We start from the raw sequence: 15,519 nt of genomic DNA on the forward strand, positions 1-15,519 counted from the left end.
TTTTTTAAAAGGTTTGGTCACGAAATTCCACCCTATCAATGTCGCTATAATGAAGGGCACATAACCCTTCCTTTCAATATTCTTTCGTTGGTAACCTGGTTTTGTTGGTTCTTAATCTGTAGGCGGTGAATACGTCGTGGAGAGTCCTGAATAGTGTTGGGTTCCTTAGTTCAACATGGTCTTTGGGAGTAACCTGAGGGTGACCGTTGTGCGCCTTAGGACGTGCTCCTCATAATCGACCCATGGAAACTGCATTTTGACCCAAGCAAACCCTGGCGGGCCCGGTGGGATTTGAACCCACGACCTACGGCTTAGGAGGCCGCCGCTCTAATCCAGGCTGAGCTACGGGCCCAACTATACTCGTTGGTGCGGGGGTTTATGAATATTTTCCCCTCATGTGGAGGCCGCAACCATGCACCCTTAACTTGGCTTAAAGATTGCCAAAAGCCTACCCCCAGGCCTGTACGGTTCCCAGGGGCTTGAGTAAGCCTCCACCAGTCTCCAACCGGCTGCTGAGGCTAGTTCGGTTAACTCACTCAGTGTGTATGGCCTTATTGATAGTTGGGCGTTGGCTATTGGCCTTAGTGTGTAGCCGTTGCTGCCCCTTGCGTAGTAGGTCCATTGAATCCTGGCCCTGGCTGAACCCTCGTCATACTCGTACCTCTGGATGATTAGGTAGCCGCCTAGTTCATTAATTATGCTCCTGCCGGCCACTTTAACATAGTAGTGCTTATCCACGGTGTCTATGATTAGTATTGAGTCTGGCTTGGCAAGTTCCCTGCTCTGCCTTAGTATTGACAGGTCCGTGTCGTAGTCGTAGTAGCCTATTATCGTGGTGTATATGAATAATATTGCATCGAAGGGTGCGTACCGCCCAGCAACACTGCTCAGTTCCCTTGCATCACCAAGCACGAAGACTACCCTATCCACAACACCCTCCTTGACTGCTCTCTCCCTGGCCTGCTCTATGAATGATGGGGATATGTCAACGCCAACCACCTTGAAGCCCAGTTTAGCCAGTGGAATCGATAACCTACCCACGCCACACCCAACGTCAAGCACCCTACCACCCCCAACTCCCCTACTGGCCAGGTAACCAGCCAGCTTGGCTGCTAACTCCTCACCCTCCCTAACCATGGCCTCGTCGCCCAGTATCCTTGCGTATAGGTCAGCTTCCCTGATGAAGAAGTCCGCTACCCAATCCACTGAATTAATGCCTTGTTGGGATAGTAATAAGCCCTTCCACTAATTAAACGGGGAATACACCAGCCTGTAATTGGGAAATGTTTTAAAGGGGTTTCCCATCGGGTGCCTGTGCCTAGGATTGTTAGGATTAGGATTTGGGGGACTAGTAACGATGCGGTGGATGCCTTGGCCAGGGACATTGTTGGTATAGCTAAAAAGCTTGGTATCAAGGTTAGGGGACCGGTACCGCTACCCACCAGGCGACTTGTGGTTACGGTTAGGAGGGCACCCAGTGGGCAGGGTTACCACACGTATGACCACTGGGAGATGAGGGTTCATAAGAGGATTGTGGACATGGATGCTGATGAGAGGGCGCTTAGGCAGTTGATGAGGCTTAGGATACCTGAGGATGTTAAGGTTGAAATAGAGTTAATTGGCTGATTTTAAACAACACACGCCCCCTTAGCCAACCTAGGCTTCAAGCTCCTTCTCGGTGGCCCTCCTCTTAACGGCCCTGTCGAATACGACCCAGTTCCTATACCACTCCTCATTAGCCCTCCTAAGCTCTGTGAGTATGGCCTTAGTGAGGTCCCTGGCCGTGACCTTATCCACGTTGGCAAATGTGCACTCAACCCTCCTGGCGATCTCCCTAGCCTTATCAATGGGTGCACCGGCCTTAAGTATGCTCACCACCACCTTCTCTATTATGAAGGGTTCCTCGGTTCCATCTCTCTTAACCACCACTGATACCATACGTTAACCTCTAAAGACTAATTAATAAATATTCCTACATAATACTTACATTAAATTCTACCATTATCTTTACATATATTTAATTGGACCAGAAGGCCCTTGTCCTGACGTAATCCCTCTCAGCCTCCATTATGCGCATGAATAACTCATCATCACTGTTGACGCCGTCCAGTATCCTCCTAACCGTGGCCGTGCCCACGCCGTAGGCTGAGAGGGCTATTATACCTCTGTAACCGTGGTCCATTATCACCCTGGCCCTCTCCCTAAGCTCATTCAGGTACTCCTCCTCGTCTGGGCTTAGCTGAAGCCCCCTCCTAACCCTCATCACCAGCTTGACTGCCCTATCCACATCCTCGTCCCTGTACTTAAGCAGGGTAAGGGTCTTCATGCCACACCTAGGGCACTTGAGCTCCATCTTAACCAGGTCACCAACCCTACCCGTTATATGCCAGCCGCACCTTAGGCATAGTAGGGTGACCTCCTTGCTCATTATCCTCCTCTTAACCGAGTCTATTATTATGTTGCTCGGCACCTCATCACCCATTATTGACCTAACCCCCAGGCCGCCCATTATCATTAGGGCGAGTTTAGAGGGTCTCCTGGCCACGAAGGTTAACTTAATTGAACCATTCTTAACGCCGCTTATCAACCTGCCCAACGCCTCCAGGTCAAGCTTATCTATTATTATCTCGTTAACCACCTCATCATCTAGTACAGTGCCGTTGTACACCCTAGCCAGCCTATCAATGTTCACGTCAACCCTACCCTTAGGTAAAATACCCATCCTCCTAGCCACCTGGATGAACCTATACCTGTACAGGTTACTGTTCTTCACAACGTTCCTAATGACCTCCCTAACAAGCCCCTCATCCTCCTGGAGGGCCCTCTTAATGACATCTGGGTTTATTGGCCTAGGTGTCTTCACAATTACCCTGTACGGGTCCCTCACGTACGACGTGGATATGGCTAGTCTAGCCGTTAGGTAGCCTGTTAGGTATAGGCCTAGGGCCTCGTTACCCTTAGTCCCTAGGCAGGAGTGGATGACTATCAAGTTGCTTGAGTACTCAACAAGCACCTCACCTGAGCCTGGGTACACGCCCCTGAGGTCCCTTGCCAACTCCGAGGCGTCCTTAACAAGCTCCTCAACCCCCATTAACCTAACCCTATCAGCCCCATTAACCACACCCCCACTCAACAGCACCTTCCTTAACCCACAGACCTCTTGGGCGACTTGGTATGAGACTGGTATCTCGTCCCCAATCCACTCAGGCAGCTCACCCTCCCCACCCCTCAACTCCTCCAGCATAACGACACCCTCCTCGTTGTCTATGGAGAGGACCCTCCATAGCCTACCCGCCAGCACTATGGCCTTACCCTGCTCGAGTGTCAATGCGAAGTCCTCATCCAACTCCCCTATCGTTGACTTGTCGGTGTAGTTAACAGCCTTGAACCTCCTCTCGTCGGGTATCATTGAGACGTTTTGGAGGTAGTATACCCTCAACCCCCTCCTACCCTTAATGACGCCGTCATCGTGGCTTATCAGCCTCAGGTCCCTTGACGCGAACTCCACAAGCCTCATTAGGTCGCTAATGCCTAGGTTTGAGTATGGGTGCGCCCTCCTGATGACCCTGTAAGCATCCTCAACAGCAACAGAGCCTCCGTGGTCAAGTATTATGCCAGCCAGTTGATGCAGGAGGACATCCATGGCACCGGCGTGGTATGGGTAGTCACCCTCAAGCTCACCTTCAACAGCCCTCCTGGCTAGGACAAGGGACTCCAGGTAGTCGTCCACCGTGGTGGCGAAAACGTGCCCCTTAGCCACACCACCCACCGTGTGTCCACTCCTGCCAACCCTTTGGATCAACCTGTCACTCTGCCTTGGGCTCATGTACTGAACCACGGCCTCAATACTGCCTATGTCTATGCCCAACTCCAGGCTTGAGGTGGAGACCACGGCCTTAACCTCACCACCCCTAAGACCCTCCTCAACCGCCTCCCTCCTCTCCCTGCTTAGGGAGCCGTGGTAAACCTCCGCCCTATCAACCACCTTCTTGAGTTCAGCACCCAGTAACTCAGCCATGTCCCTAGTGTTGGTGAAGACTAGGACTGAGCCACTGTAGTCTTTAATCACTCCCCCTATCGCCTTAACCGAATCCTCAACCTCCGCATCGGGCCCCAGGTAGTGTATGGTGAGCTCCATTGTCCTGGAGACGTCATTCACGTCAACTACCCTAACCCTCCTACCCACCCCACCCACCAGTGATGATACGAGCTCCAGGTCGCCCATGGTGGCTGATAGGGCTATCCTCTGGAACTCCCCAGCCAACTCCACAAGCCTCTCAAGCCCCACAGCCAGTTGAACACCCCTCTTACTGCCGAGGAGTTCATGAACCTCGTCTATTATGACCCAGCCAACCCCCCTAAGCCAATTCCTCATAATAGGCGATACTAAGAGTATCTGAAGGGTTTCTGGGGTAGTTATCAATATCTGGGGTGGGTTCCTCCTCTGCCTACTCCTCTCACTACTCGTCGTATCCCCATGCCTAACAGCCACGGTGAGGCCGAGGGCCCCTCCTATCCTCCTTATCCTCTGCTCCAAATCCCTATTAAGCGACTTGGCTGGGGTTACGTAAAGAACCCTAATGCCATCCCTGTAACCGGAGTTGAACATCATCGAGAGCACCGGCAGCAACGCCGCCTCAGTCTTACCTGTACCCGTTGGGGATGATATGAGGACGTGCTCCCCAGTGAGCACCACCGGTATTGCTAATTCCTGCACCTTGGTTGGCTCCACGTAGCCAAGCGCCTTAACCGCCTCCTTAACCTTAGGATGCAGCAGGTCGAATGAATTAGGCACCATGGGGATTGTTCAACATCCCTTAAAAAACCTACCCCAGTTAACCGGCCGTGAGGGTTGAGTTCAAGGAGACTGAGTGGGGTAGGGTGGTGCTGATTAATGGCGTTGAGGTGGGTAGGGTGGTTGACAACGTCGTCTCCCTGGACGTGTACTCGCCCCAATACCCCTGGGAGGGTGATAGGCTGGACTTGGGTTGGGCTGGTTCACTCATCTACAGTAGTATTAACCTAAGCGGGCACATCATGGAGTTGATTGGGCATGAGCACGATGGGGTGAGGGAACTGGTGAGCATTAGGATAATACTGAATGGGGAGGTTCCTGAAGGTGACTTGGCGTCAATGATAATAGACGTGGTGACTAGGTACATGGATAAGGGACTCCTAAACCTAATAGAGTCCAGGGGGACTGGGGCCCGTGGTTGAGCGTGAACAATGCGGCTAGTTTTATATACACCGGCCTAACCATGCATTGGTGCTTTGGCTAGTCTTCACCACAGGCGCATGCAACCTGAGGTGCAGCTACTGCGGTGGATCCTTCAACCCAAGGATCGTCCCCTGGAGGGTAAGCTACAACCCGGTTAGGCTTAAGGAGCTTATTGAGGGGGACCCTGAGGCCGTCGTAGTATTCTACGGTGGTGAGCCACTGCTTAACCCAAGGTTCATAATGTGGATGATGGATAACGTTAAGGCCAGTAGATGGGGCATTCAAACCAACGGCACGTTAACCGAACTACTGCCGGCCAGTTACTGGAGGAGGATGGACACCGTGCTCCTGTCCATAGACGGCAGGAGGGGGGTCACCGATGCCCATAGGGGGGTTGGGGTTTACGATAGGGTCGTGAGGGCTTTAAGGAGACTTAAGGCCATTGGCGTGGGGAGGGTTATAGCCAGGATGGCGGTCACCAGCCTCACCGACATATACCTAGACGTAACCCACCTACTCGACTTGGGCTTTAATCTAGTTCACTGGCAGCTGGACGTCATATGGGATGGTAAGTGGGACCTATTGGGGTGGGCTAGGTCAAGCTACCTACCGGGCATTAGGAGACTTACCCAACTGTTCGTAGGCAGGTTGAGGGAGGGGGTTGTGCTCGGCATTGTGCCCATACTTGGTGTACTATCGGCCTACCTGCATAAGCCCTACACTGGGCCACCCTGTGGGGCTGGCTATAGGTCAGTGGCGGTCTCCACGGATGGTAGGGTTTTAGCATGCCCAATAGCCGTTAGGGAGGATTGGGCGAACCTAGGTAACGTTAACCTAGGCTTCAAGATGATGAACATTGAGGATCACTTACCTGAAATGTGCAGGAATTGCGAGTATAGGCGGTACTGCGGGGGTAGGTGCCTATACGCCATTAAGGAGGGTGAGAGGTATTGGGGTGTCGATGGCGTTAAGGCTGTTGACTACGTGACCAGGGAAACCATAAGGATAATACTTGAGGCTGGGCCTGAGGTTAAGGAGCTTGTGGATAGGGGTGTTGTTAAGGCCAGTGACCTATACTATGACCCAATCCTAGACTCAACGGAGGTTATACCATAAAGCTTAATACTGGGCACGTACATGCAGTTTATGATAAGTCAATTAAGGGGTAGGAGCCTACTAACCTGGCTGGACTACACACCACAGGAAGTCACCTTCCTGCTCAACCTCTCCAGGGACATGAAGGAGAGGTACTACCTTGGTGAGAGGGTGGTTAACGTGCACCAGGGTAAGACACTCCTACTCATCTTCGAGAAGCCCAGCACCAGGACTAGGGTTAGCCTTGAGGTTGCTGCATGGCAACTGGGCATGAGGACTATTTACAGTAACCCCCAGGAGCTTCAGTTGGGTAGGGGCGAGACCATTGAGGACACGGCGAGGGTGGTCTCAAGGATGGTTGATGGGGTTGCGGCGAGGGTGTTCAGCCACACAACCCTAGTTAGATTCGCCCAATACTCCCAGGTACCCGTCATAAACGCCCTAAGCGATGAATGCCATCCAACGCAGGTCCTAGCCGACGCCTTAACGCTTTGGGAGGTTAAGGGTAGGGTTAATGGGGTTAAGGTTGCCTTCGTTGGTGATGGGAACAACAACATGGCCCACAGCCTAATTGCAATAGGGGCTAGGCTTGGGTGGGACATCAGGATAGTGGCGCCTAAGGGTTACTGGCCGAGTAGGAGGTACGTGGAGGACGCCGAGGATGTTGGTAGGAGGACTGGGGCCGTGTTGACCGTGACGGATTCAATAGAGGAGGGGGTTAAGGGCGTTGATGCGGTATACACCGACGTGTGGGTTTCAATGGGCATGGAGAAGGAGGCTGAGGAGAGGATGAGGATCTTTAAGCCCTATCAGGTTAACCAAAGCCTAATGAACATGGCCGGCGAGGGGGCTGTGTTCATGCACTGCCTACCAGCCCACAGGGGCCTTGAGGTCACGGATGACGTAATAGACTCACCTAGGAGCGTTGTTTGGCAGCAGGCTGAGAATAGGCTACACACGGCTAAGGCGATACTGGCAGCCTTAATAAGGTGAACCCTTTTGAAGGGGGTAAGATTCCCGTTTAAACTTTAAAGAAACTATATCAATTTATAGGCCTTAATCATGAACTGCCTGACCTTAGGCATGGCGTTCTCAACGTGCCAAACAGGGTTCACGAAGACAATCAACCAACCCTTATCACTCATGTTGAAGAAGGCGATTTTGAAGTTTGCGTATTTGATGAGGATGTAGTTAAAGGGGCCGAGGAGGTCATCGGAGAGCTTTCGAGCCCTTTGAGCAACCTCGAGGAGGCTTAGGACATTTCTAAGGGATTTTAATGTTAATGTTGTTGGGAGGTGGTGGATTATTGGGATATTATTGGAGTCTATTATGGCAGCTCCAACAACCATCTCCCCATCAATCAACTCACTGAGCATAAGCTTCTTAAGCTCAATCTGAGGTGTCGGCTGCTCCGCAGTCTTAGTATCTGGTGATACGTAGATTACAATACCTCACCACCCTACTAAATATTTTACACACTCTGCTTAATAAACTTTTGGTTTCAAGAAGATGCGAACCGAATCATGACCCAGAGGGCCTGCGGTAACGCTTATTAACATTGAGTCTGAACCCCTTTAAACAATGGTTGAACCCATCTATGAACAGAGCATCATTGGCAATAGCAGCATGCTGGCCGTAATTGGTGGTAGGGGTGAATTGAGGTACCTATTCTACCCAACTAAGTCATTCCCCCAAAACGTACATTCATCACTACCTGGGGTGTACAGGAGGGGGTGGTTCAGTTGGCTCACGGACTGGGGTGATGTTAGGCAGAGGTACGTTGCCCCAGGTGTCCTGGAGACTATATTCAAGGAGGGGGATGCCTCAGTTAAGGTGACTGACTTCGTCCTGCACAGTTCTAATGTACTGGTTAGGAGGTTCGAATTCTCAATACCCGGCGACTTCAACTTCATATACTACACCTCACCCCAGTTATGGGAAACCCACACCGCTGATGCAGCCTACTTCGACGAGAGGAATGGGGCCATTGTGGTTTACAAGAGAGGGGTTGTTATGGTGGTTGCAGGGGATAGGATACCGGGTGGGTACCAGGTTGGTCAACTTGGAGCTACCTCGGATGCATTCGCCGATGCATATGATGGTGAATTGGGCATGAATAAACTGAGCATATACGAGGGCTTTAGGGGGGTTAACTTCGCCCTAATGTGGAGGCTTAGGGATGAGGAGGCGCTAAACCTCTACATTATACTGGACAGTAACGAGGAGTCCGCCCTAAGGGAGCTATCGAAGGTTAAGTCAATGGACTGCTGCATACTGAGCCATGGTGTCGCGGAGCATTGGGGTAATTGGCTTAGTAAGGTTAAGCTAAGTAACGTCCTCAACGTTGACATGGTTAGGCAATCGGCCTACGTGATAAAGATGCTGCAGGACCAAGGCGGGGCCATAATGGCGGCGCCCACTATATGGCCGGACTACAGGTACTGTTGGCCAAGGGATGCCGCTTACTCGGTAATGGCACTTGACGTACTTGGGTATCATGAGGAGACGGCCAGGTTCATACATTGGGCCATTAAGTCCCAGGGGGAGAATGGGGCATTCTTCCAGAGGTACTACGCGGAGCCCGGTCTCAAGGCCCCCTCATGGTCCTTCCAAATCGATGAAACCGCCTCAGTGGTGTTGGCAACCTACGTACACTTCAAGTTAACCCTAGATAGGCAGTTCCTCAAGGATGCGTGGACTATGGTGAGGAGGGCGGCCGAGTACCTAGCCTCAAACGTCACCAGTGAGGGTTTTACAACACCAACCGTTGGGCCCTGGGAGGAGCACTTGGGTGTGCACACGTACACAAACGCCTCAGTCTACGCAGCACTATCAGCCGCCTCATACCTGGCGGGTGAAATTGGCGATAGGGGTAAGGCTGTGGAGTGGGGTAAGTATGCATCGCTGGTTCGGGCTACGACACTTAACAGCGCCTGGAATGGGAAGTTCTTCATTAAGATGATTAAACCCAGGGTTGAAATCCCAGACTCAAACACCCTAGGCCTACTCTTCCCCTTCGCCCTTGTTAAGGCTAGTGACGAGAGGATGAGGGCTAACGTGGAATTCCTGGAGCACACCTTTAGGTATAGGGCAGGCGGCATAGGCAGGAATCCTGAGGATAGGTACTACGGCGGGAACCCCTGGATCATAACAACGCTTTGGGTGGCAATATACCACAAGTTAAGCGGTAACGTTGATAGGGCTAGGGAGTTACTGAAATGGACCCTGGATCACAGCACCAGTACTGGTATGCTGCCTGAGCAGGTTGATAAGGACACGGGGAGGCCCATCTCAGCCATACCCCTGGCCTGGTCCCACGCAATGTACATAATGGCCGAGGTTATCGACAATAAGCTCTTCGAGACCATAACCCCACCCACCATCGACTAACACCTCCCAGAGTGTTAGAGGTGTGTAAAGCTTATTAGGGGTTTAGGGTGCTTGGTTTTAATGCAGGAATTAGTAACCAAGGCTGCGGCAGAGAAGACTGTTAAACCGCTGGTTGACCTCAGTAGGTTCAGGATACCGAAGTCCTTCACCAGGATGATTAATGACCAGAACTTTCAACAGATGTTTAAGAGGAGGTTTAACCTACCTGAACCATCCAGGGTAATTAAGGTATCAACATCAGTTTGCCCAGTGTGCAACAGGACTATACCAATGGTGGTTTACGAGCACGATAACGTAATCTGGCTTAAGAAGACGTGCCCCGAGCATGGTCAATTCCTCGACATATACTGGGGTGATGCTGAACTGTACTACTACTTCCTCCAGTGGGATGACCCAAACTACATAGGTAAGGGCCTTGCCAACCCGAACACAGACCAAAGGTACTACAATGAGGTTGACGGTTGCCCCTTCGCCTGCGGCCTATGCCCAGCCCACAAGACCAACACAGCCTTAGCCATAATAGACGTGACCAATAGGTGCAACATGAAGTGCCCAGTTTGCTTCGCCAACGCCGGTGTGGCTGGCTACGTCTATGAACCCTCACTGGCCGACATTGAACGCATGATGAGGATACTGAGGAGCCAGAGACCATGGGCACCCAATGCACTGCAGCTAAGTGGAGGTGAACCAACCCTTAGGAATGACCTACCTGAGATCGTGAGGATGGCTAAGAAGCTTGGCTTCGACCACGTGGAGGTTAACACGAACGGCATAAGGATAGCCAACGACATAAACTACTACAAGGCGTTGCTCGACGCGGGGATGTCAACCTTATACCTCCAGTTTGACACAATAGACCCTAATAATAGGGGTGTGTGGAGACATAGGCTATATGACCCCAGGGCCTATGCTGAGTTGAGGAAGAGGGTTATTGAGAACGCTAGGAAGCTTGGCCACAGGTCAATAGTGCTTGTGGTCACCATGGCCAAGAACTACAATGATAAGGACATAGGCAAGATAATAGACTTCGCCGTGCAAAACAGGGACGTGGTTAGGTGGATCAACATACAGCCCGTGGCCTTCGCCGGTAGGGCTAAGGAGTATTCACCTGAGGAGCTTAGGCAGTACAGGATAACCATACCGGACGTTTTGATCGGAATTGAGGAGCAGACTAACGGTAAGATAAGTAGGTGGGATTGGAGGCCTGTCAACTGGCCCGTTGCCCTGGGTAAGCTTGTGGAGGTGTTGACCAATTCACCTAAGCCACTCTTCACCAATAACCCAGTCTGCGGCGCCTCAACATTCATATACTACGACGAGGACGTGAAGGACATAGTACCCATAACGAAGCTCGTAGATGTTGATGGTTTTGAGGCTGAGATATGGAACATCTACAACGAGGCCGTTAAGGGTGGTGTACACTCGGCCATAAGTAAGGTTAAGGTGCTTAAGCTGCTTAGGTACGTTAAGCACAGGGCGGTTAAGAACCTACTTGAGGATGTCTTGCTTAAGAAGAGTTATGATGCCCTGGGTAGGTTCATGTTTAACATCGTTGGGTTGGGGATAATGCACTTCATGGACACCATGAACTTCGATGTACAGCGTATACAAAGGTGTGACATACACTACGCAGTGCCTGATGGTAGGATAATACCCTTCTGCACCTTGAATAACTTCCACAGGGATAGGATTGAACACAACTTTAAGCTGGACGCTAAGGACTGGGTGAGGCTACACCCAGGCAAGTTCGTAACTGGCTTTGCATAACCCGATATAACCACCGTTTGTTTAAAGTTAATTTTTAATACCACTACTCAACATTCACCTGTGGACCCTAAGATAATATTACTAATCGGCCTGGCCCTTAACGTGATTGGGTATGCAGCCTCCATGCTAGGCTACACCATAGCTGGGTCAATAACCTACGGCGTAGGCTTAATAGCAGCCATTGTAGGGGTGATTAAGACACCCAGCAGTGAAGACAAGAATGAGGGTAACGTGCCCACTGAACCAAGCCCAAGTGATATTAAGGGTAGGGGGGTTAGGAGGCCGGGTGAGGAGTATTGACGCTCGTCATACCGGTCATCAGTGGTACCAAGGGCGGCACCGGCAAGACAACCATAGCCGTCAACATGTCCGTGCTAGCAGCCTATAGGCTAAGGTCCTCCTCACCATACCCAGTGGTATTACTTGACCTAGGGGTCGACAACGGCACAGCCTCCAAGGTGCTTCTGGGCTCGTTAACAAAGGTCAATTACACGATGTCTGACTACCTCACGGGTAGGGTGAATAACCCACTTTACACTCTCTACCTTAAGTCATGGCTAATAGGCGGCGATGAAATGAGGATAGTCTTCTCAGTCCCAGGTAACGTGGTTGAAGGCGTCCCACTGTTTAAACTGAAGTATGCGCTAAGGACGGCCATGGATTACCTAAAGCCAATAGTCGTGTTTATCGACACCCCATCACTGGGCTTCACGAGACAGTTCCTGGAGCCCATAGTCAGTGAGGCAACCCACGTGGTGCCCGTGGCAACAGTGGACCACAGTTCAATTGAGTCCCTGGCCTCAGTGGTCAACTTCATAAGGGGTGTTAAGGGTGGCATCAACGTCCTACCACCCATATTAAACATGTTTGACCAAAGATACCCAGTGGACCCAACCACGGGTAAGGAGTGGGTTAAGATAGTTGAGGAGTCCGTGGGCGTTAAGCCGTACACAGTGGCCTACGATAAGTTGATGTATACTGCCAGGCAGGCGATGGAGGTTGAGCTGCTTAAAATAGCCCCAAGCGAATCCCAGGCCGTAATGGACATTGTCAAGTACTTCAACGAGGTCCTTTGGCCACTCATCAATAAGTAATTTAAGCGCAAATGCACAGGCAGCATTAATGATTCTACTAGCCCTAGTGGTAGCTGCATTGACTCAGCCGCAGTTAATTAACTTAACGATCTCCTCGTTTAACATTACCATCGGGTCTGGGACACCCATGTACGGTATCCTATTGGAACCCAACTCAACTTACGTAACCATGGTTAACGGCCCAGGCCTACTCTACATCCTAGCCAACTCGTCAATTGTGATTAAGGTTCAGGGCAAGGACCTGTTGATCAACAGCTACGCATTTGTGAGCATTGGGGTTGGTGAGCGGGAGGTGAACATAATCAACAACCATAACTACTCGGCTTATGTATTCTACATGTACCAGCACAACCAATCAGATGGCATACCATACACCCATAACCCAATTGGCCTAGCCGACTACGGCATAGCCCTCTACTACGGTGAACCCCTGCTAACCTACTCATACACCACCAATGAGGCGCTGGGGGTGGTTGCCATAAGGAGCCTTAGGGCCTTCGACCTGGGTAATGGGTGCGGCGTCAACGTTAGCGACGATTACGTTGACATCCAGCTTAACGCAATCATGAGGTCTGGTGGGGGTTACTACCTACTCCAGGACGTGGCCATGTTGAACGGCACGGGGCTGACCATCATAGATAATGTGTGGAACATGACCTCCCAAAACGCCACGTTAAGGGGCATCTACGGCCTTGGAACCACGGGTAGTTTTAACGGTGAGCAGTATTACGCATACAGCGAGTACGTGGGCTCCTTTAAACCACCCATAAACCTAACCCTGGCCATAGCCGTCAGTGGCCATGAGTCGACGCACGTGGGGTTCGGCTACAGTGCAGGTAATGGACTGGTCTGGTTCGATAATGTAACTATTGCAAGTGTTGGTGAACCTAGGTTGATTGTTAACGGTTCAGGCTACGTTAAACTAGGCATACCAATTGACCTTGAGTTAGTTATAACAGGGCCTGTATGTGGGATAGTGGCGTTGATTAAGAGCGCCAACGTATCCTTAACACTACTCCGCAGTGTCAACGGCTCGCTCTACCCAGTACCCTACGCCTGGGGCATCGGCACATTAACAGGGGAGACTGTGGCTAATGCAACCGCCTCACCAACCAGCGGAGTTACTGTTGACGTAAGCAGCGGCGCCTACGAGTACCCTGGGCCGGTTTACTACTACGTGCCACTACTGATAACTACAATTAACGGCTCAAGGTCTTTAATGGTGCCTAGAGGCTATGTGATTAGGTTAACTCTAGGTGAACCACTGGTGAATGGTGATCTAATGGTTAAGCCAGTGGGCTACGTGGTCAACGGCACTCTCACCGTGCATGTTAACAACTCGTCACTGGTCATCAATGGCCCCACCATTATTAAGGAAGCCTACGACGTCCTATACAGGGTTACGTTAATAGGAGTTAAGGGCAATGAAACACCCACTGTTCAATGGTACCCAATGGGGTACGTGATTAGGCTCAGTGAGCCTAGGTACATGGGCCCATTGGCATTTAATGGGTATCTAATTAACAATAGGACTCTGGTGAGTGCCCCCAGCATTAACGTGACTATCAATGGACCATTAACCATCAAGGTCCTATGGGGTAGCGTAATTAACGTATATGCCTTAACCGCACTATACGTGGCGCCACCGATAATATCACTAGTCATCGTCATTGTTAACCTGCTCACCGTCAACGGCCTGCTGAAGGGACGTGGTGATATGCAGCGTGGGTGAAGTAAATATGCTTGAGGATATGTTTTAAAGCCTGCCATTAGGCAATTTGCCATGATCATCAGGAATGTTAGGGAGGAGGAGTGGGGTGAATTCATGAGACTGCTGGAGGTTAGTTATGGTTTCCCAAGCGGCTTCTTCCCAAGGTACTACCCCTACCTCTACGGTGAGGGTTGTAGGGATTACTCATCCTTCTACGTGGTTGAGGATGGTGGTAGGCTCGTCTCTCATGTTGGCTTGTTTAAAATGAACGTGGTTAGCTTGGGTGTACGGCTAACGATTGGTGGTATTGGGGGTGTGGCCACGTTGCCCAGTGAGAGGGGGAGGGGGTACATGTCCATGCTCCTTAACCACGTGATAGGGGTTATGAGAAGAAGTGGGATACCGTTATCGGTACTGTGGGGTGATAGGCAGAGGTATGGGGCCTTCGGCTGGGAGGTGGCTGGGCAGAAATACTCACTATACGTAACTGAGCGTTCAGTGGGTAGGAGTGGTGTTAAACCCCTTGAACTGGTCATGGCCCAGTGGGACGACGCCCTACCAACAATGGCAATGCACTATGAGTCGATACCCATTAGGGTTGAGAGGAATTGGGAGTGCTATAGGGGGTTTCAGAGCCTGGACCCAGCCGCATTGGGTAACCCACCGATGAGGGTTTGGATTAGTGAGCATGGTTACTTAATCAGCCAGGGGGAAGGGGATATTAAAGATCCCTTAGGTAGACCTAACGTTGTTGAGGTTGCCTCGTTAAAGGGGCTTGAGGCTGAATTAGTAAGCGGCTTCATGAGGGCTTCAGGGGTGCGTAGGGTCATAATCCACGTTAACGCCCACGATGAGGGTAGGCTCAGTAGGCTACTTAGAATAGCATCATACTACATGGAGTTACCGGAGGGTGTATTTAGAATAATTAACCTAAGCCTACTGCTCAAGGCCTTCACGAGACTACTGTCGGATAGGGCCCAGGGGGTTGGGTTAAGGGATTACGAGGTTACCCTTGGCCTCAGGTTTAATGATTATGTGGATAAGGCAACCTTATTCGTGAGGGGAGGGGTCGTTGACGTCTCTCCGAATGAGGCTAGTGGCAATTACGTGGAGGTTGATGAGAGGGATGGCGTTAGGTTAATACTCGGCGGCCCCATGGGGCCTGTTCCAAAGCCACTTAAACCACTGATGGCGCTACTACCAATCCCAATACACGTACCACTCCTCAACTACGTCTGAGACGG

At 51.2% G+C, this 15,519-nt stretch carries 14 protein-coding genes and 1 tRNA gene; 10 read left to right on the top strand and 5 right to left on the bottom strand.

From position 1 onward, the window contains the following. Window positions 1-273: 273 nt before the first annotated feature. Window positions 274-352: transfer RNA gene (locus AAX04_RS09030), tRNA-Arg, on the bottom strand. Window positions 353-420: 68 nt separating this feature from the next. Then, window positions 421-1,206 carry a bifunctional 2-polyprenyl-6-hydroxyphenol methylase/3-demethylubiquinol 3-O-methyltransferase UbiG gene (locus AAX04_RS09035; protein WP_066797196.1) on the bottom strand — a complete coding sequence of 262 codons (786 nt, stop codon included), beginning with the start codon at window positions 1,204-1,206 and terminating at the stop codon, window positions 421-423. A gap of 108 nt (window positions 1,207-1,314) precedes the next feature. On the opposite strand from AAX04_RS09035, the gene rpsJ reads away from it, so the two are divergent. Further along, entirely contained in the window at window positions 1,315-1,626 is a 312-nt protein-coding gene (rpsJ, locus tag AAX04_RS09040; protein WP_066797199.1) for a 30S ribosomal protein S10, read from the top strand. A 30-nt stretch (window positions 1,627-1,656) separates the two neighbouring features. Here the strand turns inward: rpsJ and AAX04_RS09045 are convergent, their stop codons facing one another. Both AAX04_RS09045 and AAX04_RS09050 read right to left on the bottom strand, forming a co-directional pair. Further along, complete coding sequence (locus AAX04_RS09045) at window positions 1,657-1,938, bottom strand: ATP cone domain-containing protein (RefSeq protein ID WP_066797203.1); 282 nt, start codon at window positions 1,936-1,938, stop codon at window positions 1,657-1,659. A gap of 79 nt (window positions 1,939-2,017) precedes the next feature. Beyond that, on the bottom strand, window positions 2,018-4,795 hold the full coding sequence (locus AAX04_RS09050) for a DEAD/DEAH box helicase (RefSeq protein WP_162270127.1): 2,778 nt from the start codon (window positions 4,793-4,795) through the stop codon (window positions 2,018-2,020). Window positions 4,796-4,845: 50 nt separating this feature from the next. On the opposite strand from AAX04_RS09050, the gene AAX04_RS09055 reads away from it, so the two are divergent. The 3 genes from AAX04_RS09055 to argF are packed head-to-tail and all read left to right on the top strand — an operon-like array spanning window position 4,846 to window position 7,306. Then, window positions 4,846-5,217, top strand: a complete 372-nt coding sequence (locus AAX04_RS09055; RefSeq protein ID WP_066797209.1) for a hypothetical protein — start codon at window positions 4,846-4,848, stop codon at window positions 5,215-5,217. 49 nt (window positions 5,218-5,266) lie between these two features. Continuing rightward, window positions 5,267-6,334, top strand: coding sequence for a TIGR04084 family radical SAM/SPASM domain-containing protein (locus AAX04_RS09060; protein ID WP_066797211.1), 1,068 nt, complete (start codon window positions 5,267-5,269; stop codon window positions 6,332-6,334). Window positions 6,335-6,364: 30 nt separating this feature from the next. Next, the gene (gene argF / locus AAX04_RS09065) at window positions 6,365-7,306 is read left to right on the top strand and encodes an ornithine carbamoyltransferase (RefSeq protein ID WP_066797215.1); all 942 of its coding nucleotides are present in this window, start codon (window positions 6,365-6,367) and stop codon (window positions 7,304-7,306) included. A 44-nt stretch (window positions 7,307-7,350) separates the two neighbouring features. Here the strand turns inward: argF and AAX04_RS09070 are convergent, their stop codons facing one another. Then, a complete protein-coding gene (locus AAX04_RS09070) occupies window positions 7,351-7,689 on the bottom strand; it encodes a hypothetical protein (RefSeq protein ID WP_238377849.1) in 339 nt (112 codons plus the stop codon). Window positions 7,690-7,894: 205 nt separating this feature from the next. Here AAX04_RS09070 and AAX04_RS09075 point away from each other — a divergent pair, with 205 nt between their 5' ends. Genes AAX04_RS09075 through AAX04_RS09100 form a run of 6 tightly spaced genes read left to right on the top strand, consistent with a single transcriptional unit; the run spans window position 7,895 to window position 15,514 of the window. Continuing rightward, window positions 7,895-9,703, top strand: a complete 1,809-nt coding sequence (locus AAX04_RS09075; RefSeq protein WP_066797222.1) for a glycoside hydrolase family 15 protein — start codon at window positions 7,895-7,897, stop codon at window positions 9,701-9,703. A 60-nt stretch (window positions 9,704-9,763) separates the two neighbouring features. After that, complete coding sequence (gene tes, locus AAX04_RS09080; protein ID WP_066797224.1) at window positions 9,764-11,470, top strand: tetraether lipid synthase Tes; 1,707 nt, start codon at window positions 9,764-9,766, stop codon at window positions 11,468-11,470. A 60-nt stretch (window positions 11,471-11,530) separates the two neighbouring features. Beyond that, on the top strand, window positions 11,531-11,770 hold the full coding sequence (locus AAX04_RS09085) for a hypothetical protein (protein WP_066797226.1): 240 nt from the start codon (window positions 11,531-11,533) through the stop codon (window positions 11,768-11,770). After that, window positions 11,767-12,564 (top strand): hypothetical protein, encoded by a 798-nt coding sequence (locus AAX04_RS09090; RefSeq protein WP_084761332.1) that lies wholly within the window; start codon window positions 11,767-11,769, stop codon window positions 12,562-12,564. The genes AAX04_RS09085 and AAX04_RS09090 overlap by 4 nt, the downstream gene beginning before the upstream one ends. Window positions 12,565-12,592: 28 nt before the next feature. Next, complete coding sequence (locus AAX04_RS09095) at window positions 12,593-14,296, top strand: thermopsin family protease (RefSeq protein ID WP_066797227.1); 1,704 nt, start codon at window positions 12,593-12,595, stop codon at window positions 14,294-14,296. A 51-nt stretch (window positions 14,297-14,347) separates the two neighbouring features. Continuing rightward, window positions 14,348-15,514, top strand: a complete 1,167-nt coding sequence (locus AAX04_RS09100; RefSeq protein ID WP_066797229.1) for a GNAT family N-acetyltransferase — start codon at window positions 14,348-14,350, stop codon at window positions 15,512-15,514. Window positions 15,515-15,519 lie beyond the last annotated feature (5 nt).

Source organism: Caldivirga sp. MU80 (assembly GCF_001663375.1).
Classification (GTDB): Archaea; Thermoproteota; Thermoprotei; order Thermoproteales; family Thermocladiaceae; genus Caldivirga.

Coding starts and splice junctions, on each gene's coding strand:
- AAX04_RS09075 (WP_066797222.1), top strand. CDS start 7,895: ATGGTTGAACCCATCTATGAACAGAGCATCATTGGCAATAGCAGCATG.
- AAX04_RS09100 (WP_066797229.1), top strand. CDS start 14,348: ATGATCATCAGGAATGTTAGGGAGGAGGAGTGGGGTGAATTCATGAGA.
- argF (WP_066797215.1), top strand. CDS start 6,365: ATGATAAGTCAATTAAGGGGTAGGAGCCTACTAACCTGGCTGGACTAC.
- AAX04_RS09045 (WP_066797203.1), bottom strand. CDS start 1,938: ATGGTATCAGTGGTGGTTAAGAGAGATGGAACCGAGGAACCCTTCATA.
- AAX04_RS09095 (WP_066797227.1), top strand. CDS start 12,593: ATGATTCTACTAGCCCTAGTGGTAGCTGCATTGACTCAGCCGCAGTTA.
- tes (WP_066797224.1), top strand. CDS start 9,764: ATGCAGGAATTAGTAACCAAGGCTGCGGCAGAGAAGACTGTTAAACCG.
- AAX04_RS09070 (WP_238377849.1), bottom strand. CDS start 7,689: ATGCTCAGTGAGTTGATTGATGGGGAGATGGTTGTTGGAGCTGCCATA.